Below are 20,034 nucleotides of genomic sequence, written 5' to 3'. Positions count from 1 at the left end.
CGCCGCACTGGAGCGAGCTGGAGGAACCGTACGCCGAGGACGAGACCGGCGTCATGGTCCGCCCGTACACCATCACCCGCGGCCGGACCGCGCCCGAGCGCGACGACCTCACCCTGATCACCGTGCTCACCACGGCCGAGGAGGAGGCCGACGCGGCCCTGGCGCGGGGCAGCCGCACCGGCGCCCGCGGCCTCCAGCCCGAACACCGGCTGATCCTCGACCGCTGCCGCCGCCCGGCCGCCGTCGCCGAGGTCGCGGCCGGCCTGGACCTCCCGGTCTCGGTCACCAAGATCCTGCTGGGCGACCTCGTCGCCCAGGGCCTGCTGAAGGCCCGGGCACCCCTCTCGGTCGCCCGCGCCGCCGGGGGCGTGGACCTCGGCCTGCTCACGGCCGTACGCGAAGGACTCCGGAGACTCTGAACCATGGCAACACCCCACTCCCCCGCACCCGTTGCCGCCTCCGCGGCCCCCGCCGCCCCCGCCGCCCCCGCCGCGGTCAAGATCCTGATCGCGGGCGGCTTCGGCGTCGGCAAGACCACCCTGGTCGGCTCGGTCAGCGAGGTCACCCCGCTGCGCACCGAGGAGTACCTGACCACGGCCAGCGTCGGCGTCGACGACCTGGACGGCGTCGACCAGAAGGACACCACCACCGTCGCCCTCGACTTCGGCCGGATCACCGTCAGCCCCGAGCTGGTGGTCTACCTGTTCGGCACGCCCGGCCAGGAGCGCTTCTGGTTCATGTGGAACGACCTGGTCAACGGCGCCCTCGGCGGCATCGTCATCGCCGACACCCGGCGGCTCGACACCAGCTTCGCCTCGATCGACTTCTTCGAGAGCCGCGGCATCCCGTTCGTGGTCGCCATCAACTGCTTCCACAGCCACAACACCCGCACCCCGGAGGAGATCCGGGCCGCCCTCGACCTCGACCCGCAGGTCCCGATGCTGATCGGCGACGTACGCGAGCGCGGCTTCGGCCGCGACCTGCTGCTCGCCCTGGTCGACCACCTGATGGACCTCGCCGCCACCCCCGTCGGCTGAGCCCGTTCGAGCCCCCGCTCGAGCCCCGTACTCTGGAGCACCCTTCCATGACCACACCCCTGCGCGTCCTCGTCCACGGCGGCGGCATCGGCGGCCTCACCCTCGCCACCGCCCTCGCCCGGCGCGGCCACCACGTCGACGTCGCCGAACTGCGCGACGGGCTGGAGGCCCTGGGCGTCGGCATCATCCAGCCGTCCAACGCCCTGCACGTGATGCGCGAGATCGGCGTGCTGGACGAGTGCCTCGCCGTCGGCTTCGAGTGGGAGGTGCTGACCATCTGCGACCCGGCCGGCACCACCCTCGCGCAGATCCCCCAGCCCCGGATGGGCGACGCCCCCTCCAACAACGGCATACCGCGCCCCGCCCTGGCCCGGGTACTGGCCGCCGCCGCCACCTCGGCCGGCGCCGAGGTCCGCTTCGGGACCACGATCTCGGAGCTCACCGACGACGGCACCGGGGTCGACGTCACCCTCACCGACGGCCACGGCGGCCGCTACGACCTGGTCGTCGGCTTCGACGGCATCGGCTCGCCGCTGCGCCGGCACCTGTACGGCGACCGGTACGCCCCCGAGTACACCGGCTTCGCCAACTGGCGCGTCACCCTGCCGCGTTCGCCCGAGGTCAAGGGCGTGGTGATGTCCGCCGGCAACCTGAAGGCCAAGGCGCTGCTCACCCCGATCAGCGAGGAACTCATGTACCTGGGCTCGGTGTTCGCCGAGGCCGAGGACTTCCGCCCGGACCCGGAGCGCGCCCACGAGCAGCTCCACGAGCGGCTGGCCGGCTTCGGCGGCCCCATCGCCGAGGCCCTCGCCCAGGTCACCGACCCGGCCGCCGTGGTCTACTCCCGGATCTCCCAGGTCACCGTCGAGGAGCCCTGGCACGTCGGCCGCGTCGTCCTCGCCGGCGACGCCGCCCACGCCTCCACCCCGCACCTCGCCCAGGGCGCCGCGATGGCCGTCGAGGACGCCCTCGTCCTCGCCGAGAGCCTCGACGCGGCGTCCGACGTCCCGGCCGCCCTCACCGCCTGGGAGGCGCGCCGCCGCCCGCGCGCCATGTGGGTGCAGTCGCTGTCCCGCGCCGTCCTCAAGCAGGAGACCGGCACGCCGACCACCCCGGAGGAGGACGAGCTGCTCAAGATCGGCATCCCGGGCGCCGCGCACGTCCTCGTCAAGCCGTACTGAGCCGGTCGCCTCGCGTCGTGACCCCGTGCCCTGCCGGAACCGTCCGGCGGGGCGCGGCCGTTCGCGCTCCTCGGCCGCTGTCCCGGGTCCTGTCCTCGGACGCGGTTCCCGGGTGCGATCCCTGGACGGGGACGGGACGTCCCGGGGATCCCAAGGCGTAGCGGGACACCGGGTCCGGGCCGGATAGTCGGGCCCCGTACGGATCCAGCACCCGAGGACGAGGAACACACGATGCGCCCCATCACCCGCAAGGCAGCGATGATCGGCTCGACCCTGGCCCTGGCCCTGTCCGGCATCGCGCTCGGCTCGGCCCCCGCCTCGGCCGCGACCACCTGCTACGCGGCCAGCTGCACCGGCCTGGACCCGGCGAGCACCGTCTGCCAGAACGACGCCACCACGCTGCTGACCGCCGACACCGGCGTCGAACTGCGCTACAGCCGCACCTGCCGCGCCGTCTGGGCCCGGATGAAGGGCACCAGCGCGGGCCACAAGTACGTCGTCCGCAACACCAACAACGAGGAGCGGACCGTCACCGCCGGCAGCTCGGGCGGGACGGTCTACACCGCGATGGTCAACGACGCCGACATCTACGCCTACGCCGCCGACTACCGGCCCGACGGCACCATGGCCTCCTCCACCCTCTGGTCCTGACCCGACCCGACCCGCGCGCCGCGGTCCCCCTGACGGGGACCGCGGCTGGGACTACCGGATCGTCGCCGCCTGGAAAACCGGACGGCACGCCGATGCCCGCGATCAGCGGGTGATCTCCTTGCGCCGCTGCCAGACCGCCCGCGAGATCCGGGCCAGCAGGCGGGCCGCCGGGTCGGTGCGGTCGGTGCCGTCGGCGAGCGGGCCGGTGTAGCAGACGGCGATCAGGTAGGGCGGGCAGTCGTACGGGTGGACCAGGCCGACGCAGTGCCGGGCGCCGGGCACCCAACCGTTCTTGAACGCGATCCGGGTGCCCGGCGGGACACCGGCCGCGAGGTCGACCCGGTAGTCGTTGCGTTCCAGCAGCGCCAGCAACTCCGGCTCGTCGGCGAGCGAGTGCAGCAGGCGGACCAGGTCACGGGCGCTCACCCGGTTGTGCACGCCCGCCGCGCGCGCCGCGTAGTCCTCGATCCCGCGCGGGCTGGAGCTGCGGGTGGCCCCCGCCCGGCGCCACACCTCGGCCACCGTCCGCTGGTCGGTGCGGGCCAGGCAGAGGTTGGTGGCCAGGTTGGAGGAGTGGGTGATCATCCGCTCGGCCAGCAGCCGCAGCGGCACGTGGGTGCCCAGCAGTTCCCAGGGCAGCGGATCGCTGTCCCAGTCGGGATCGTTGCCGAACTCCCCGCCGACGACGGACTCGAAGCGGTTCACCACCGGCACCTCGGCGTCGAGGTCCACCCCGCCGCGGGCCAGCGCCGCCAGGACCGCGACCTTCATCGTGCTCGCGGCGTCGTGCAGTTCGTCCGGCGCGCGCAGCAGGACCGGCTCCGCGTCGCCCGCCCAGGGGGCCACCACCACAGACAGCATGGAGGAAGAGTAGGGGATGTCCGCCCCGGAACCGGTGACCGCCGATACACGAACGAGACGCTCTCCGGCGGAACCTGACGTGATCGATGGACGGATGAGACGCTCCCCGGACGTGAACCTGACCTCCCGTTCCTACAGTGCCGTCCATGTCACCCACACATGACCGGACCAGGAACCGGACACGCACTCACCTCGCCCTGACGACCGCCGTGTTGGCGGCCGGGCTCGCGCTGGCCGCACCCGCCGCAGCCGACCCGGTGGACGGCGCGACGGCCGACCCGGCGACCGGCGCCGCCACGAGCCGGGTCGCCGTCCACCCGTCGGCGGTCACGGCCGCGCAGCAGCAGGCCGTCCTGGCGTACTGGACCCCGGAACGGATGGCCGCCCTGAACCAGCCGTCCTCCGGCAACCCGCCCAGGAGCGGCCCGGACGGCGGCCCGTGGACCGGGTCCGACACCCTGAGCAGAACAGTGGGCAGGCTCTTCTTCACCAACCACGGTGAGGACGAGAGCTGCACCGCGACCGTCGTGAACAGCGCGAACCGCAGCACCGTCGTCACGGCGGCGCACTGCGTCAACAGCACCGACCTCCTCGGTGACAACAACGAGTGGCTGTCGAACGAGATGTTCGTCCCCGGCTACCACGACGGCCTCGCCCCGTACGGCAAGTTCGTCGCCCGGGCCGGGATCGCCGACACCACCTGGCTGCTCGACGACCAGCAGAACGGCCTGCGGTTCGACGCCTACGACCAGGCGTTCCTGGTCCTGAACCGCAACGCCGAGGGCCGGCGCGTCCAGGACGCCGTCGGCGCCGCACAGCGGATCGGCTTCGACCGGCCGGGCAACGCCACGGTCCACCAGTTCGGCTATCCGCGGGAGTCCTCGGGCGATCCCGCGCGCTCGGGCCTGCCCGAGTTCACCGGGGCCAGGCTCGCCCACTGCACCGGGCAGACCCTCGAGTACCCCGGCACCAAGGACCACCCGGAGCCCCGGGGCCTGTGGGGCGCCCCCTGCGTCATGGGCGGCGGCTCCAGCGGCGGTCCCCGCATCGCCGACTTCGACCCGTCCGCCGGGATCGGCACCGTGGTGGGCGACAACACCCAGGCGGGCTTCTTCGACTCCTCGGGCCAGGTCTGCGAGCGCGGCACTCCCTTGTGCACCCGGCACCTGGTCGGCCCGCAGTTCACCTCCGCGATCACCAAACCGCTGTACCAGGCCGCCCAGGGCGCCCGGGCCGACGGCTGAGCCGTACGGGAGGACAGCGGACTGGAGTGGGAGGTCGGACCGGCCGACTTCCCACTCCGGGGCGCCCCGCGCTCAGGCGCCGTTACGGCGGCGCCGACGGCGCTCGTGGAGCAGGACCAGCACACCGCCGACCAGGAGCAGCCCGATACCGGCCGCGGCCGCGAACCCGACGCCGTCCCCGGCCCCGGTGGAGGCGAGTGCCCCCCCAGGGGTCGCCGAGGGGCTCCCGCTCGGGGCCGGGCTCCGGCTCGGGCCCGACGTGGCACTCGGACCGGACGTCGCACTCGGGCTCGCGCTCGGGCTCGGGCCGGACGTCGTGGTCGGTGTTGCCGTCGGGCTCGCCGAGTCGCTCGGGGTCGTGGTCGGGGACGGCGAGGAGGTGGGCACCGGCGAGGACGTGGGCGAGGGCGAGGAGGTGGCCGCGGTCCAACTCACCGCCGCTCGCGTGATGGTGTGAACTTTGTTGAGGCCTGCGAGGATCACGGGCTCGCTGTCCGGACTGACGACCACCAGGCCCGCCCGGGCCGGCACCAGCCCCGCCACGCTGACGGTTCCGCTGCCCGGCTTCGCGCCCGCCGGGACCTTCACGAAGAGCGGGTCACCGTTTCCGGCCGGGCGGATCAACGCGCCGTCGCCGTCCGAGAGGACGTTGCCCGCCCGGTCGGTGAGCACGACACCGGCCGCGACCGCTGCCGGGTCGAGGAGCCCGGCAGCCTGATCGCCGGTGGTGGTGACCGTGATCGGCCCGAGCAGCGACCCGGCGCTCCCGGTCACCGTGCCGGGAACGAGGGCCAGCGGAGCGGCCGGTTCCTCGACATCGACGGCGTGCGAGACGAGGTAGTCGACGAGCCTGTCGGGCACGGGGCTGTTCACGACCCCCTTGACGTTGTTGGTGAGGCGCCAGATGGCGGCCTGGGTCGCCACGGCTGCCTGCGACGCCGTGAGCTCGCCCTGCACGAGTTTCCCGAGCTCACCGGCGGTGACCGACGGGTACCCGTGCTGCATGATCCAACTGACCTTCCCGGCCCGGCCCTTCAACGTCGGCACGTCGGACGTCCGGCCCACCTCGTACGGCGAACCGAGTTTCATCGTGCCCCGGGCGTCGAGGGAGTAGCCGAACACGACGGTCGGAGGATCCAAGGTCCTCAGCTCCATCAGGCCTCCTTCGGCCCCGTCCCCCTCGCTGTCGCCGAAGGACACGAACTCACCACGGCCGACGAGCTTGCTGGCCGACACGTGCGCGGGGTGAACAGCGGGCCCGTCCGCACCGGCGGCCTCCGTCGGCGCGAGCCCCCCGACCGCCAGCACTCCGGTCGCGAGCACGGCGGCCGCCGCACGAACTGCGTGCTTCCACTTCACTGCTGGTTCTTCTCCTGTGTGAGTTCCGGGGCCCGCTCTATGCACCCATAGGCCCGGCCTATGGCTCGGCGGCCCACCCGACCGGCATCCGCAACCACGGCGAGCGGTCCCGGGCCTGCCCCTGCGGACACGAACGAACCTAGCGGCGCCCGGCCCGGCCGACGCCCGGTTCCGACCGGCACTGCCTGCACCACTCGGCTGCAACTTCCTGCGACCCCCGGGACGTTGGTCCCGCCCGATCGGGGCGGAGGTCCCTGGGGAGCCCCCGGCGACTGTTGGACGCTCTCTCCTGCGGCGCCCCGACCCGGGCCGCCGTCTCCGCTCCGACGATCTCCGAGGGCACCCGCGTGGAAGGCAACGCACTGGCAGTACTGGGCGTCAGCGCCCGGGAGGAGTCGGTCTACCGGCTGCTCCTGCGCTCCCCCGGCATCGGAATCGCCGCGATCGCCCTCGCCTGCGGACTCGACCACGACGCCGCCCGGGCCGCCGTGACCGGGCTCCGCGAGCTCGGCCTGGCGACCGCCGTGCGCGGCCGACCCGCCTTCGACGGCGTCGACCCGCAGGCCGCCGTCGAACGGCTGGCCCGGCGCCGGCTCGACGGGCTCCAGGACGAGATCCGGCGGGTCGTCTCCGCTCGCCACCTGGTGGACGGCCTGCTGGAGGACCAGCGGGCGGGGAGGCAGCGGGCGGGGCGGCAGGGGGCGAGCGGCGAGCTCCGGTACGTCGAGGGCATCGACCAAGTGATCGCCTGCGTCGACGAGTTGTCGTTCTTCGCCCGCGAGGAACGGCTCACCACCCACCCGGGGCCGATCATCTCCGCCGCCCTCGACGCCGTCCGGGCCTCCGACCTCAAGTACCTGCGGCGCGGCCTGCGGATGCGGACCATCCTGCACGCCAGCGCCCTCGACAGCCACCGGATCAGCCGCTTCGCGACCGAACTGGCCGAACAGGGCGCCGAGGTCCGCGGCACCGCCGCACCGCTGGAACGGATGGTGGTCTTCGACCGCCGCACCGCCCTGGTGGCCACCGACCCGCAGGACATCACCCGGGGCGCCCTGGTCATCCGCCAACCGGGCCTGCTGTCCCACCTGTTGGCCCTGTTCGAGCGCCGCTGGTCGCAGTCCTGCGGCATCGGGGAGCGGCTGCCGAGCGGGGTCGAGCGGGAGGTGCTGCGGACCATGGCCCGGGTCGACAAGGACGAGGCCGGCGCCCGCGCCCTGGACATGTCGCTGCGGACCTACCGCGGCCACGTCGCCGCACTGATGCGCCGCCTGGACGCCCCGAACCGCTTCCAGGCCGCGCTGGCCGCCCGGAACCGGAACTGGATCTGACCGTACGTACGGCTACTCGGCGCACAGCCGCCGGGCAGCGGACCGCAGCGCGCCCGACCATGGCCGCGGAGCCGGTCGGACCCGGCCTCGGCTCCCCGGACACCCGGACCGGACCCCGGACCCCGGACCCCGACAGGAGACCTGCGATGACCCGTCCCACCCCTCGTGCCCGCACGGCAGCCCTGGTGTGCGTTCCCCTGCTCGCCCTCGGCACCCTGCTGGCGGCCGCCGCCCCGGGATGGGCGGCGGCCGCGCCGTCCGCCCGGAGCCAGCGCGCCCTGGTCAACCTCGGCACCGTGAAGTGGTTCAGCACCGAGAAGGGGTACGGCTTCATCACGCCGGACGTCCCCGGCCCGGACATCTTCGTCCACTACTCGTCCGTTGTCGGCAGCGGCTTCCTGAGCCTGAGAGAGGGCGAGCGGGTCGAGTACCAGGTGGTACAGGGCCCCAAGGGTCCGCAGGCCGTCGACGTCATCCCGTTCGGCTGAGGATCACCGGAGCGGGAAGTCGGCGGGGCCGACTTCCCACTCCTCCCCCCGTCGCCCGTTCCAGCGCTCCAGCACCAGGTGCAGGGCCTCGCTCATCAGCAGCAGGAACTCCGCAGAGGCGTCGAAGCGGGCACCCGCCGGGGTGGCCGGACCGAGGACCTCCGCCCCGCGCCGCGTCGCCGCGATCAGTTCCTCGTTCATCCGCAGCGCGGCGAGGGCGGAGCGGAGCCAGATGTCGTCGCCCATGACGTAGCGCTCGCGGCGTTCGCCGGGTGTGCGCTCGCGCCGGACCATCCCCTGCTGTTCGAGGAAGTTGACGGCGGAGGAGACGGAGGCCGGGCTGACCCGGAGGCGGCCGACCAGCTCCGCGGCGGTGGCGGCACCGGAGTCGGCGACGCACAGGCAGGCCAGCACGCGGGCCGCCATCCTGGGCAGCCCCTGCCGTTCGAGCAGCGCGGTGAAGAACTCCTCGAACTCCCGGAGCTGCCGGGGATCGCGCCCGCCACCGTCGTCGGGAGCCGCCGGCTCCGGCGGACGCTCCGGCCTCCGGCGGCGCGCGCGGTCCCGGGTGGACTCCTGCGCCTGGTCGGCCCGGTAGTCCTCGGGACCGCCGTTGCGGGTGACCTCCCGCAGGACGGTCGAGGCCGGGCGCCCGAGCCGTCGCCCGATCCCGCCGTAGCCGAGGCCTTCGGCCAGCCCCTCGGCGATGGTCCGGCGCTCCTCGTCGGTGAGCCTGCCTCCGGGCATCAGCTGCCGCTCCTTCCCGTCCGTCCGCACACTCCGCGCACTCCGCGCGGTTCCGCTCCGCAGTATGCGTTCACCGCCACCCCATTGCAATGCCCACTCCCGTCATCCATTGCATTCAGCGCCATAGCCATTGCAATGAAGGCCCTCACTTCCCAGCATTTGCAGCCAATCTTGCCACTCCAACGTCGTTGACGATTTTCTGAACGCAATGTAGCTTCGACATTGTTCAGCAATCACCGAACACTCATGCAGGGGGAGATCCACCATGGTCATGGCCAGGAGCAACAGCGGCTTCTCGGAAGCGGGACTGCGCCGGGTGCACGACGTGCTGGCGCGCCACGTGGACTCCGGCCGGATCCCGGGGGTCGTCGCCCTCGTGAGCCGGGGCGGGGAGGCGCACGTCGAAGCGCTCGGGACGATGGAGCACGGCGGGGGCGCCCCGATGCGCCGGGACACGGTCTTCCGGATGGCCTCGACGTCCAAGCCGGTCTCGGTGGCGGCCGCGGTGGCCCTGCTCGACACCTGTGAACTGCGGCTGGACGACCTGGTGGAGCAGTGGCTGCCGGAGCTCGCCGACCGGCGGGTGCTCAAGCGACCCGACGGCCCGCTGGACGACACGGTCGCGGCCAAGCGGCCGATCACCGTGCGCGACGTGCTGACCAGCACCTTCGGGCTCGGCATGGATCTGACCGCGCTGGGCACGCCGATCATGAACGCGGTCTTCGAGCAGGGGCTCACGCCCGATCTGCCGGTGCCGATGCCCGAGCCCGACGAGTGGCTGCGCCGCCTCGGCACGCTCCCGCTGATGCACCAGCCCGGCGAGGGCTGGCAGTACCACATCGCCAGTGACCTGCTCGGTGTGCTCGTCGCCCGGGTCACGGGGCGTCCGTTCGAGGAGGTCCTGCGCGAACGCGTCCTCGACCCGCTGGGCATGTCGGACACCGGGTTCCACGTGCCGGCCGACAAGCTCGACCGGCTGCCCCCGCTCTACGCCCCCGACCCGCGGAGCGGGGAGTTCACCGTCTGGGACGAGCCCGCGGACGGACGGTGGAGCAGCCCTCCGGCGTTCCCGGGCGGCGGTGGCGGCCTGGCCTCCACCGCCGACGACTACCACGCCTACTTCCGGATGCTGCTGAACCACGGGATGCACGGGAGCGAGCGGGTCCTGTCCCGTCCGGCGGTCGAGCTGATGACCACCAACCGCCTCTCCCCCGAGCAGACCGCCGCCCGGACCGCACTGGCCCGCGACAACGTCCACCTGTCGTACGGCCAGGGGCAGCACGGCGGTTGGGGCTTCGGGATGGCGGTGCGCAGCTACCGCGGCGACTACGCGCCGGTCGGCCAGTTCGGCTGGGACGGCGGCAGCGGCACCTCGACGTACGCCGACCCGGAGAACGGGGTCGTCGGCCTCCTCCTCACCCAGGTCGGGATGTCCGTACCGCACTCGGCGCGACTGATCCACGACTTCTGGACGACGGTCTACCAGGCCGTCGAGGACTGACGCACCGGCACCGGTGCCCGTGTGCAGGAGGAGTGGGAGGTCGGACCCGCCGACTTCCCACTCCTCAAGGTGTTCCGGGCGGGCTCAGCTACTGCTGGGCTTCGGGGCCGGGAGGGTGGCCGAGCCGGTCAGCAGGGGCCACTCCTTGTGGAACGGTGGGAAGGGCAGGCTCTTCTCGAAGAGCGGGGTGCCGAAGATCTTGAGGTGGGCGGTCAGCGCGCCGTTCAGGTCGACGCCGCCGACCAGGGCCCAACTGCCCTTCACCTCGGGCCCCTTGCCGGGGAGGTCGACGGCGAGGGAGCCGTCGGCCTTGGCGCTGAGGTAGGGGGCGACAGCGGCCTGGACACCGACGGTGTCGTAGAGGCCGACGCTGGCCTCGACGCCGAGGGCCGCGCGGACGGACGCCTTGCCGTTGAGGCGGACGTGAACCGGGGACACCTTGGTGTCGGCGCTGGTGACCGGGGTCCAGCCCTTGCCGCCGGTGTAGTCGGCGCGCACGGCCCAGGTGCCGGTGGCGTCCTGCTCGGTCTCCAGGTGGACCTGGCCGTCGGCGCTGACCTCCAGGTAGCAGGTGAGGCCGAGGTTGACGACGACGGGCAGGCCCGCGACGGTCAGCACCGGGCTGGCCTGCAGCTTGGCGAAGGGGACCCGGATCGGGGCCGCGCCGGTGTTGCGGGCGACGTCGCCGGTGACCTTCCAGTGCGCCTGGGCGCCCAGGTCGAAGCCGATCGAGGCGGTGCGCGGGCTGGTGGCCTGCGCGCCGTGGTAGGCGAAGTGGACGGCCGGGTGCAGCTGGAGGGAGCCGGAGGCGTCCAGGCTCGCGCCCTCGGGCAGCGGGACGGGGGCCTTGACGTCGATCCCCAGGGTGCCGGAGGCGTCGGCCTTCAGGCCGTTGCCGTCGATGCCGGCGGTGGCCTTGAGGTCCTTGACCAGCGGGGTCACCTGGATGCCGTGCACGTCGATCGGCACCTGGCCGTCCGCCTCGGTGCCACCGAGGAGTTCGGTGAGGGTGGCGGGCCGGGTGGTGAGGTTGACGGTGTTGCCCGCTCCCGGGGTGGCGCCGGTGACGGCGACCAGGGCGCCCTGCGGGGCGGCGGCGGTGGGCGGGCTGGCGAGCAGCTGGCCGGGCTGCACGGCGGCGGCCGCGGCGGTCGTGGTGGCGGCGGTCGTTGCGGTGCCCGACGGGGTCGCGCTCGTGCTCGGCGCAGGGGTCGGTACGGCACTCGACGAAGCGCTCGGCGAAGCGCTCGACGGGGTGCTCGGCGAGGTGCTCGGGGCCGCGCTCGCGCCACCGGCGGTGAGCACGGCCGTGCCCTTCCCCGGGTCGTACGCGGTGAGCTGGAGGGCCTTGGTCGCGGCCGTGACCGCGCCGCCGTCCTTGCCCGGGGTGCCGATGGCGGCCTGCTGGTCGCCGGCCGGCGCCACCGTCACGTTGCCGGTGCCGGAGCCGGCGGTCGGCGTCGGACGGGCGGAGGCGGCACCGGCCCGGGCGCGGGGCGCGCCGGAGCCGGGGGCGCCGCCCGCCGGGCCGCCCCCGGCGGTGGTGGCGCCGGTGTCGGCGGTGCTGGTGGCGGCGGCCGGTTCGACGGCGGCCTGCGGGGTGCCGCCGGAGCCGGTGGGCCCGCACGCGGCCGTTCCGGCGAGGATGAGGGTGAGCAGGGCTGCGGGCGCGGCCCGGCCTATCGAGGGTTTGAACACGCGGCGTCATGTTACTGACGAGGAATAAGTTTGTCGAAGACAGGCCAACGGAATCCCCCGGCACCCTGAAACCGCAGGTCAGACCAGCCGCGCGACAGGCAGTCGACCGTCCGGCAGTGTACCCGCCGCGAGGCCCCCGACCGCCGCGGCGAGCTCCCCGAGATAGCGGGAGCGCCCGGTCGGCTCGGCCCCGAGGCTGCGCACGTACGGCCCGTCCCACTGGGCGTCGAGCAGCCGCCCACCCGCGGCGCCGAACCGGGCCCCGAGGTCGGCGACGGCGATCCGGGCGGCGTCCGGGCGGCGGTGGAACATCGAGTCCAGGCTGAGCGCCGCCCCGACGGCCACCCCGAAGACCCCGCCGATCAGCTCCCCGCCCTCCCACACCTCGACGCTGTGCGCCGCGCCGAGCCGGTGCAGCTCGACCAGCACGGACCGTAACTCCTCGGTGAGCCAGGCGGGTTGGCGCCCCTCGGCGCAGGCCGCGAGGACCGCGCCGAAGGCCCGGTCCGCAGTCGTCCACCACTCCGGGACACCACTCGCACCGCCCGCACCGCCCGCACCGCCCGCACCGCCCGCACCGCCCTCGCCGTCCGCGCCGCCCGCGGCGCGCAGCCGCCGGGCGAGCCGGCGGGGCAGCCGGACGGCGCCGGGCCGCAGCACCGGCCTCGGGTCGGGTGACCACCACGCCAGCGCGTACGGGTCCTCCCCGCCGGGCAGCAGGGCCACCTCACCGGCCTCGACGGCGTCCCCGTGCAGCGCCTCGTTGTAGGCGGCCGCGTAGTCGTCGGCGGCGGGCAGCGGGAACAGTCCGCGCCGGTAGGCCGACAGCAGCGTCTGCGGCCCGAGCACCCCGCCGAAGGCCACCGGCCCCTCCGTCGGCGCGCGGTGGAGGTCGAGGGCGTCGAAGTCCGGCACCGTCCGGGTCACAGGAATCCCTCGTCGGTCAGCCGCGCCAGGTAGTGGTCCAGCAACCCGGCGTCCACGTCCGGCAGTTCGATGCCGCTGCCGTCCAGGGCGGCTTCCGTGTTGAGCCGGTCGAAGCGGGGGAACACCGGCTGGAAGTACAGCTCGCTGATGGACAGCCGGGAGCCCGGCGCCCGGTCGACGAACAGCGGCACGAACGGCGTGACGGGGTGGGTGGGGTGTCCGGCGGCGAACCGGACCAGCCGTTGCACCCAGTGCCGGTACGGGAGTTCGGCGATCCGGTGGCCGCGCGCCCGGAGCCGGTCGGCGAGTTCGGGGAGCCCGGCCGGGTTCGGCGAGGTGAGGTGGTAGACCTCGCCGTCGGCGGGCGCGTGCGCGGCGATGTGGGCGACCGCCCGGGCGAAGCGGTCGGCCGGCACGAAGTCCAGCGGCAGCCGGACGTCCGGGCAGCTGCCGCTGTCGGCGAAGTACTTGATCAGCGCGCAGAGTTCGGTGCCGGTGTTCATCACCCCGGTGGCGAGGTCCCCGGTGACGTCGTTGGTGCGCAGCACGGTGACCGGCAGTCCGCTCGCGGCCGCGTTGTGCAGCAGCTGTTCGGCGACCCACTTGCTCTCCACGTAGCCCACGCCGAGCCGTTCGGGGTGGGCCAGCGGCGTGCGCTCGGTGACCTCGCGGACGCCGGCCGCGCCGAACCCGGCCAGCACGGCGAGGGTGGAGAGGTAGTGCACGGGCACGCCCCGGCTGTGTCCGGCGAGCCGGACCACCTCCCGGGTGCCGTCGACGTTGGGCGCGCGCAGCTGGTGGTACGGGTAGAGGAAGTTGACCAGCCCGCCGAGGTGGTACACCGCGTCCAGGTGTCGGGCCAGCCAGTCGAACTGAGGCTCCGTCAGACCGAGTCGCTCGGCGGCCAGGTCGCCGACCAGCGGAACCACCCGGGCGTCCGCCAGGTCGTGCCGCAGGAACCGCTGCTGGGTGGCGCGTAGCCGTTCCAAGGCGTGTTCCTGGTCCGGCGCGCGGACCAGGCAGTGGATCCGCGCCCCGGTGGTGGCGAGCAGTTCGTGCAGCAGGTGGGCGCCGCAGAAGCCGGTCGCTCCGGTGAGCAGGATCTCGGCGGGTTCGGCCCGGGAGGGCGCGGGGCTCCAGGACTGGCCGACGGGGTGGGTGAGCCGGGCCTCGGCCTGCCAGTCGACGGCGGCCTCCCCCGGGGCGGTGCCGCTGCGGGCGGCCTGGAGGGCGGCGGTGAAGTCGCGCAGCACGGGCGAACGCAGCAGCGCCCGGGTGAGGGTGCGGACGTGGCCGACGTCCAGGCCGAACATCATCCGGGCCCGGGCGAGCATCTCCATGGCGAGCAGCGAGGTGCCGCCGAGGGCGAAGAAGTCGTCGTCGGGGCGGACGAGTTCGGCGCCGAGCAGTTCCGCCCAGAGGTGGCCGACGGCGGCCTCGACGGCGCTCGGCTCCCCCTCGCCCGCTCGGCCCGGGGCCGCTCGGCCCGGGACCGGTTCGCCCGGGACCGGTTCGCCCGGGACCGGTTCGCCTGCGGACACGGCCGGCACGTCGGCCCGGACCGGGGCCTGCGGCAGCGCGCGCCGGTCGATCTTCCCCGCCGCCGTGAGCGGCATGGCCTCCAGTGCGACGTACTCCGCCGGGACGAGGTACTCCGGCAGCCGCTCCGCGAGGAACGCCCGCAGCCCCTCCGGCCGCTCCGCCCGGTCACCGAGCGTGTAGTACGCGACGAGCAGGCGGCTGCCGTCCGGAGCGCTGCCGTCGGCCGCGACCCGGGCCTGCCGCACCGCCGGGTGGCCGGCCAGCACCGCCTCGATCTCGGCCGGGTCGACCCGGTGGCCGCGCACCTTCACCTGGTCGTCGAAGCGCCCGAGGAGTTCCAGCTGCCCGTCGGCACGCCAGCGCCCGGCGTCGCCGGTGCGGTACATCCGCTCGCCGGGCAGCGGCGCGTACGGGTCGGGCGGGAACGATTCGGCGGTGAGCCCGGCCTGCCCCCAGTAGCCGCGGGCCAGGCCCGGCCCGCCCAGGTGGATCTCCCCCCGCTCGCCGGGCCGTACCGGGCGCAGCCGCCCGTCCAGCACGTGCACCCGCACCCCCGGCAGCGGGCGGCCGATCGGCACGTGGGCGGCCGGGGAGTCCAGCAGCCCGGGGGTGAGTTCGCAGTGCAGGGAGGTGACGGCCGCCTCCGTCACGCCGTAGGCGTTGAGCAGCCGTACGCCCGGCAGCCGCTCCGCGCAGGCCAGGCAGTCGTCGGCGTGCACCACGTCCCCGCCGACCACCACCAGCCGCAGCCCGGCCGGGGCCGGTCCGCCGGGCGGCAGCAGGTCGAGCACGTGGTGCCAGTACGCGGGTGTGAAGTCGGCGACCGCCAGGCCGAGCCCGGGCAGCCGGCGGACCAGTTCGGTCGGCGCCCAGGTGTCGCGGCCGCCGAGCACCACCGTCGCCCCGGCGAGCAGCGCCGAGAACACCTGCTCCAGCGCGGTGTCGGCGCCGAGTGCGGCCAGCTGGAGCACCCGCTCGCCGGGGGCGAGGTCGTAGGCGCCGACCACCCGGTCGAGGGTGAACAGCAGTGAACGGTGGGTGACCGGGACGCCCTTGGGCCGGCCGGTGGTGCCGGAGGTGTAGATCAGGTAGGCGAGGTCGTCGGGGGTGGCGAGGTCGGTGGCGCCGTGCTCCGCCCCGGCCGGCACCGGACCGCCGATGTCCACCCCCACCCGCTCCACCCCGTCGAACCCGTGCCCGTCCGTGACCGCCACCCGCGCCCCCGAGTCCGCCACCAGCCCCGCGAGCCGCCGCTGCGGGTGCGCCGGGTCCAGCGGCAGGAAGGCCCCGCCCGCCTTGAGCACCCCCAGCCAGGCCACCACCAGCTCCACCCCGCGCCCCAGGCAGACCGGCACCACCTGCTCCGGCCCCACCCCCCGGGCCCGCAGCTCGGCCGCCAGCCGGTCACTGTGCGCGTCCAGCGCGCGGTAGCTCAGCGTGCCCTCCTCGCTCACCACGGCGACCGCCGACGGGTCGTGCGCGGCCCGGGTGCGGAACAGTCCGTGCACGGTGTCCGCGAAGCCGGCCCGGGCACCGGCGGCGCCGCGCCGCGGCGCGGCCGACCCGTTCCGCTCCACCCAGGCCCGGCACTGCTCCCGCCCGTCCGGCCCGTACACCTGGCGCCACCCGTCGGGCAGGGTCAAGTCCCCCGGCCAGAGCGCGTACTGGCCGTCGTCGTTCCGTACCACGGCGTGACGCCCGGACCTCACATCCGCGCGTACGCCCCGTGCGCTGTCGACTGCGTCGTCCACCGGCTTGACCTCGTGCTGAAGCGGCAGAATGCTGGGAGGTGCGACATTTCCGACTATACGCACTCAGGGGACTCCTACAACGTCCGTCGCACAGCCCGCCGGACGCCTCTCCCCCGTGGGCCGACCGGCCCCGGAGGGCCGTCCGCAAGACCCGCCCTCGCCCGAACTCCCCCGCCCGACCGGCGGGGTGGTGTCGCGGAGGAGGTAGCCTCGTTGACTCGCCGGCGACAACGCCTGATGGTCTGTTACCTGCTCTGGATGGTGCTGTTCACCGGCATCTACTTCGCCGACCCCGGGCTGCGGATCATCTGGTGGACGGGCATGGGCCTCGGCGGCGTCGCCGCCGTGGTGGTCGGCGTCCGGCTCAACCGACCCCGCCACCCGACGTCCTGGTACGTCCTGGCACTGGCCAACCTCAGCTTCACCACCGGCGAGGCGGTCCAGGCCCTGCAGCTCGACATCCTGCACCTGAACAACCCGTTCCCGTCCGTCGCCGACGGCTTCTACCTGGCCGAGTTCCTGCTCTACGCGGTCGGCCTGGTCGGCTTCATCCGCTGGCGCACCGCCCGCCAGGACCGCGCCGGCCTGCTGGACGCCCTGATCATCACCCTCGGCCTGGCCCTGCTGGTCTGGATCTACCTGATCCTCCCGTACGCCCGGAACCCGGACCTCAGCTGGATCCAGAAGGCCGTCTCGATCGCCTACCCGCTCGGCGACGTGGTCGTCCTCGCCCTGCTGCTACGGCTGTTGACCCCGCGCGGCGGCAACTCCCGCTCGCTGCAACTGCTCACCGTCGGCGCCCTGGGCCTGCTCACCTCCGACATCCTCTACGGGCTGATCCAGCTGCACGGCACCTGGCGGATCGGCACCGGGGTCGAACTCGGCTGGGCCGCCTTCTACACCGCCTGGGGCGCGGCCGCCCTGCACCCCTCGATGGTCGAGCTGACCCGGCCCGTCCCCACCCAGCAGCCGGACCTCTCCGCCGGCCGGCTCACCCTGCTGACCCTCGCCTCGCTGATCGCTCCCGGCATGCTGATCATCGAGTCCCTGGCCGGGAACACCAGCAACGCGGGCGTGATCGGCGCCTTCTCCGCCCTGCTCTACCTGCTGGTGCTGGCCCGGCTGGCCGTGGTGGTGGTCGCCCGCCGCGAGGCGGTGGCCCGGGAGCGGACGCTGCGCGAGGCGGGCGCGCGGCTGACCGCCGCCGTCACCGTGGCGGAGGTCGCCGACGCCGTCCAGTCCGCCGCCGCGACCCTGATGCCCGCCGAGCGGGGGCACGTCGCCCTGCTCGCGGTCACCGAATCAGGGGTGCTGCACGTCCGCCGGGCCGGCAACCACAAGGACGACCGCCGGGACGCCGCCTCGCCGACCACCGGGCACGACCGGGACGACCGGGACGACCGGCGTGACCACGACGACCGGGACGACCGGGACGACCGCGACGCCCAGCGCGACCACGACGAGCACGGCGAAGCCCTCGCCCGCCTCGCCGCCCACCGCGAGACCCGCCTGCTGCCCGTCGGCTCCGACGACCTCCCCGCTCACCTCGGCGGCATGCCCGCCGCCCTGGTCAGCCCGCTGATGCTGGCCGAACGCCCCTCCGGCGACCCGCTCATCGGCGCCCTGGTCGTCACCGGCACCGAGCAGGAACTGACCAGCCTCTGGGGCTCGCTGGAGATCCTCGCCGCCCAGGCCGCCCTGGCCGTGGAGCGCGTGGTGCTGAGCCAGGAGGTCACCCGCCGCAACAGCGAGCTGTACTTCCGCGCCCTGGTGCAGAACGCCAGCGACGTCATCCTGATCCTGGACGCCGACGACGGCATCCGCTACGCCTCCTCCTCCGCGGAGCGCGTCCTGGGCCACCCTGACCTGAACGGCACCCGGCTGACCGACCTCGTCCCGCCCGAGGACAGCCGGGAGGTCGGCGGCGCGCTGGCCCGGATGCGCGGCTCCGCCGAGCCGCCCCGCGGCGACCAGCCGCGCGAGCACTGGCGCTTGCTGCGCCAGGACCGCACCCCGATCGAGGCCGAGGTCCGCTACACCGACCTGCGCGACGACCCGACCGTCGGCGGCCTGGTGCTCACCCTGCGCGACGTCACCGAGCAGCGCCAGATGGAGCGCGAGCTGACCCACCGGGCCTTCCACGACTCGCTGACCGGCCTCGCCAACCGGGTGCTGTTCCAGGACCGGGTCGGCCACGCGCTCTCCCGCGGCGAGCGCAGCGGCGCCGTCACCGGGGTGCTGTTCATCGACCTGGACGACTTCAAGGTGGTCAACGACACCCAGGGCCACGCGGTCGGCGACGAACTGCTGGTCGCCGTCTCGCTGCGGGTCTCCACCGCGCTGCGCAGCTCCGACACCGCGGCCCGGCTCGGCGGCGACGAGTTCGCCGTCCTGGTCGAGGACGCGTCGTGCCCGAGCGACGTGGACACCATCGCGGCCGGCGTGCTCGCGGTGTTCACCGAACCGTTCAAGCTCAGCGCCGGCGCCGTCCGGGTCAGCGCCAGCATCGGGGTGTCCACCACCGAGGACAGCGTGGACTCCGCCGAGCTGCTGGCCCACGCCGACCTCGCGCTCTACTCGGCGAAGGCGGCCGGCCGCCGCCAGTGGTGCCACTACCGGCCCGCCCTGCAGACCGGGATGGTGGAGCGGCACGAGATGAACGAGAACCTGGACTCCGCCATCGCCGAATCGGCCTTCCAGCTGTACTACCAGCCGATCGTCGACCTGCGCACGGGCGACCTGGTGGCCTTCGAGGCCCTCGTCCGCTGGCCGCACGACCAGCGCGGCATGGTGCTGCCCGACGAGTTCATCGCCCTCGCCGAGGAGAGCGGCCAGATCGTCCCGCTCGGGGCCTGGGTCCTCGAACGCGCCGCCGAGGAGGCCGCCGCCTGGCACTCCGCGAGCTCCGCCGCCCGCTCCGCCACCGGCCGCCCCCCGCTGCGCGTCAACGTCAACGTCTCCGCCCGCCAGTTCCGCGACGCCGGCTTCGTCGACGTGGTCCGGCACGCCCTGGACACCTCCGGCATCGACCCGCGCACCCTCGTCCTGGAACTCACCGAATCCGTCCTGATGCGCCGCGACGACCGGCTGCGCGCCGACATGGCCGTCCTCGGCGACCTCGGCATCGGCCTCGCCATCGACGACTTCGGCACCGGCTACTCCTCGCTCTCCTACTTGCGGGAGTTCCCGATCTCCCTGCTGAAGATCGACAAGTCCTTCATCGACGGGCTCGGCCTCTCCGCCCAGCAGTACGCCCTGGTCGAGGGCATCACCCGGATCGCCGACACCCTCGGCGTCCAGGTCATCGCCGAGGGCATCGAACACCCCGACCAACGCGACCTGCTCGCCGCCATGGGCTGCCCCCTGGGCCAGGGCTACCTCTTCGCCCACCCCATGGACGGCGCCCAGGCCCGCGCCCTGGTCCGGCGCACCACCTTCGAGCCGGCCTGAAGCGGACGAGCCGGCGTCATCAGATACCCCGTCAACAAGGCAATGTCCCAGAAAAGTACCAGCAAACAACAATCCGAGTTCGTCGCCGAAACCCTCTGACGCCCGCTCAATAGATCGTCCTTTTTCCGGCAAATCACCACTAACCAGTACCGCACGTAGGCGATCCGTTACGGAATCTTCATCCCGGCTGGTCATCAGGGATCTATCAGGAATGAGAGATTGTCGTTCGGCTTCGAAGAAGCCTTTACCAACAATGGCAATCTCTT

At 73.7% G+C, this 20,034-nt stretch carries 15 protein-coding genes; 9 read left to right on the top strand and 6 right to left on the bottom strand.

What is annotated here, in order from left to right:
• Positions 1-53 precede the first annotated feature (53 nt).
• The 4 genes from ACFY2K_RS04920 (at position 54) to ACFY2K_RS04905 (ending at position 2,869) form a co-directional block, all read left to right on the top strand.
• Complete coding sequence (locus tag ACFY2K_RS04920; protein ID WP_375895482.1) at positions 54-419, top strand: DUF742 domain-containing protein; 366 nt, start codon at positions 54-56, stop codon at positions 417-419.
• A 3-nt stretch (positions 420-422) separates the two neighbouring features.
• A complete protein-coding gene (locus tag ACFY2K_RS04915; protein ID WP_380523097.1) occupies positions 423-1,037 on the top strand; it encodes an ATP/GTP-binding protein in 615 nt (204 codons plus the stop codon).
• Positions 1,038-1,084: 47 nt separating this feature from the next.
• Positions 1,085-2,218, top strand: coding sequence for an FAD-dependent monooxygenase (locus ACFY2K_RS04910; protein ID WP_380587038.1), 1,134 nt, complete (start codon positions 1,085-1,087; stop codon positions 2,216-2,218).
• 231 nt (positions 2,219-2,449) lie between these two features.
• Positions 2,450-2,869, top strand: coding sequence for a DUF2690 domain-containing protein (locus ACFY2K_RS04905; RefSeq protein WP_380523094.1), 420 nt, complete (start codon positions 2,450-2,452; stop codon positions 2,867-2,869).
• 102 nt (positions 2,870-2,971) lie between these two features.
• Here the strand turns inward: ACFY2K_RS04905 and ACFY2K_RS04900 are convergent, their stop codons facing one another.
• Positions 2,972-3,730: a serine hydrolase gene (locus ACFY2K_RS04900; protein ID WP_380523093.1), complete on the bottom strand. Its 759-nt coding sequence runs from the start codon at positions 3,728-3,730 to the stop codon at positions 2,972-2,974.
• 146 nt (positions 3,731-3,876) lie between these two features.
• Here ACFY2K_RS04900 and ACFY2K_RS04895 point away from each other — a divergent pair, with 146 nt between their 5' ends.
• On the top strand, positions 3,877-4,974 hold the full coding sequence (locus ACFY2K_RS04895; RefSeq protein WP_380587040.1) for a trypsin-like serine peptidase: 1,098 nt from the start codon (positions 3,877-3,879) through the stop codon (positions 4,972-4,974).
• A 72-nt stretch (positions 4,975-5,046) separates the two neighbouring features.
• Here ACFY2K_RS04895 and ACFY2K_RS04890 read toward each other — a convergent pair whose 3' ends face one another.
• Positions 5,047-6,333 (bottom strand): thioester domain-containing protein, encoded by a 1,287-nt coding sequence (locus ACFY2K_RS04890; RefSeq protein ID WP_387709618.1) that lies wholly within the window; start codon positions 6,331-6,333, stop codon positions 5,047-5,049.
• Between the two features lie 275 nt (positions 6,334-6,608).
• Between ACFY2K_RS04890 and ACFY2K_RS04885 the strand changes: the two genes are divergently transcribed.
• A complete protein-coding gene (locus ACFY2K_RS04885) occupies positions 6,609-7,664 on the top strand; it encodes a helix-turn-helix transcriptional regulator (RefSeq protein WP_380530784.1) in 1,056 nt (351 codons plus the stop codon).
• Between the two features lie 278 nt (positions 7,665-7,942).
• Positions 7,943-8,152 carry a cold-shock protein gene (locus ACFY2K_RS04880; protein WP_380642717.1) on the top strand — a complete coding sequence of 70 codons (210 nt, stop codon included), beginning with the start codon at positions 7,943-7,945 and terminating at the stop codon, positions 8,150-8,152.
• A 3-nt stretch (positions 8,153-8,155) separates the two neighbouring features.
• Here the strand turns inward: ACFY2K_RS04880 and ACFY2K_RS04875 are convergent, their stop codons facing one another.
• A complete protein-coding gene (locus tag ACFY2K_RS04875) occupies positions 8,156-8,899 on the bottom strand; it encodes a helix-turn-helix domain-containing protein (protein WP_387709616.1) in 744 nt (247 codons plus the stop codon).
• Between the two features lie 271 nt (positions 8,900-9,170).
• Here ACFY2K_RS04875 and ACFY2K_RS04870 point away from each other — a divergent pair, with 271 nt between their 5' ends.
• Complete coding sequence (locus ACFY2K_RS04870; RefSeq protein ID WP_380530793.1) at positions 9,171-10,400, top strand: serine hydrolase domain-containing protein; 1,230 nt, start codon at positions 9,171-9,173, stop codon at positions 10,398-10,400.
• 84 nt (positions 10,401-10,484) lie between these two features.
• Here the strand turns inward: ACFY2K_RS04870 and ACFY2K_RS04865 are convergent, their stop codons facing one another.
• The 3 genes from ACFY2K_RS04865 to ACFY2K_RS04855 form a co-directional block, all read right to left on the bottom strand.
• Positions 10,485-12,098, bottom strand: a complete 1,614-nt coding sequence (locus ACFY2K_RS04865) for a hypothetical protein (protein ID WP_387709614.1) — start codon at positions 12,096-12,098, stop codon at positions 10,485-10,487.
• A 78-nt stretch (positions 12,099-12,176) separates the two neighbouring features.
• Positions 12,177-13,025: a leucyl/phenylalanyl-tRNA--protein transferase gene (locus ACFY2K_RS04860; RefSeq protein WP_387709612.1), complete on the bottom strand. Its 849-nt coding sequence runs from the start codon at positions 13,023-13,025 to the stop codon at positions 12,177-12,179.
• Positions 13,022-16,276, bottom strand: a complete 3,255-nt coding sequence (locus tag ACFY2K_RS04855; RefSeq protein ID WP_380530790.1) for an amino acid adenylation domain-containing protein — start codon at positions 16,274-16,276, stop codon at positions 13,022-13,024. Before ACFY2K_RS04855 ends, ACFY2K_RS04860 begins: the two co-directional genes overlap by 4 nt.
• A gap of 255 nt (positions 16,277-16,531) precedes the next feature.
• Here ACFY2K_RS04855 and ACFY2K_RS04850 point away from each other — a divergent pair, with 255 nt between their 5' ends.
• Positions 16,532-19,768, top strand: a complete 3,237-nt coding sequence (locus tag ACFY2K_RS04850; protein ID WP_387709610.1) for a putative bifunctional diguanylate cyclase/phosphodiesterase — start codon at positions 16,532-16,534, stop codon at positions 19,766-19,768.
• Positions 19,769-20,034: the final 266 nt, after the last annotated feature.

This window comes from Kitasatospora sp. NPDC001309, from assembly GCF_042896295.1.
Lineage (GTDB): Bacteria > Actinomycetota > Actinomycetes > Streptomycetales > Streptomycetaceae > Kitasatospora.
The sequence above is the reverse complement of the archived record's forward strand: the minus strand, read 5'-3'. Positions and strand labels throughout refer to the sequence as shown.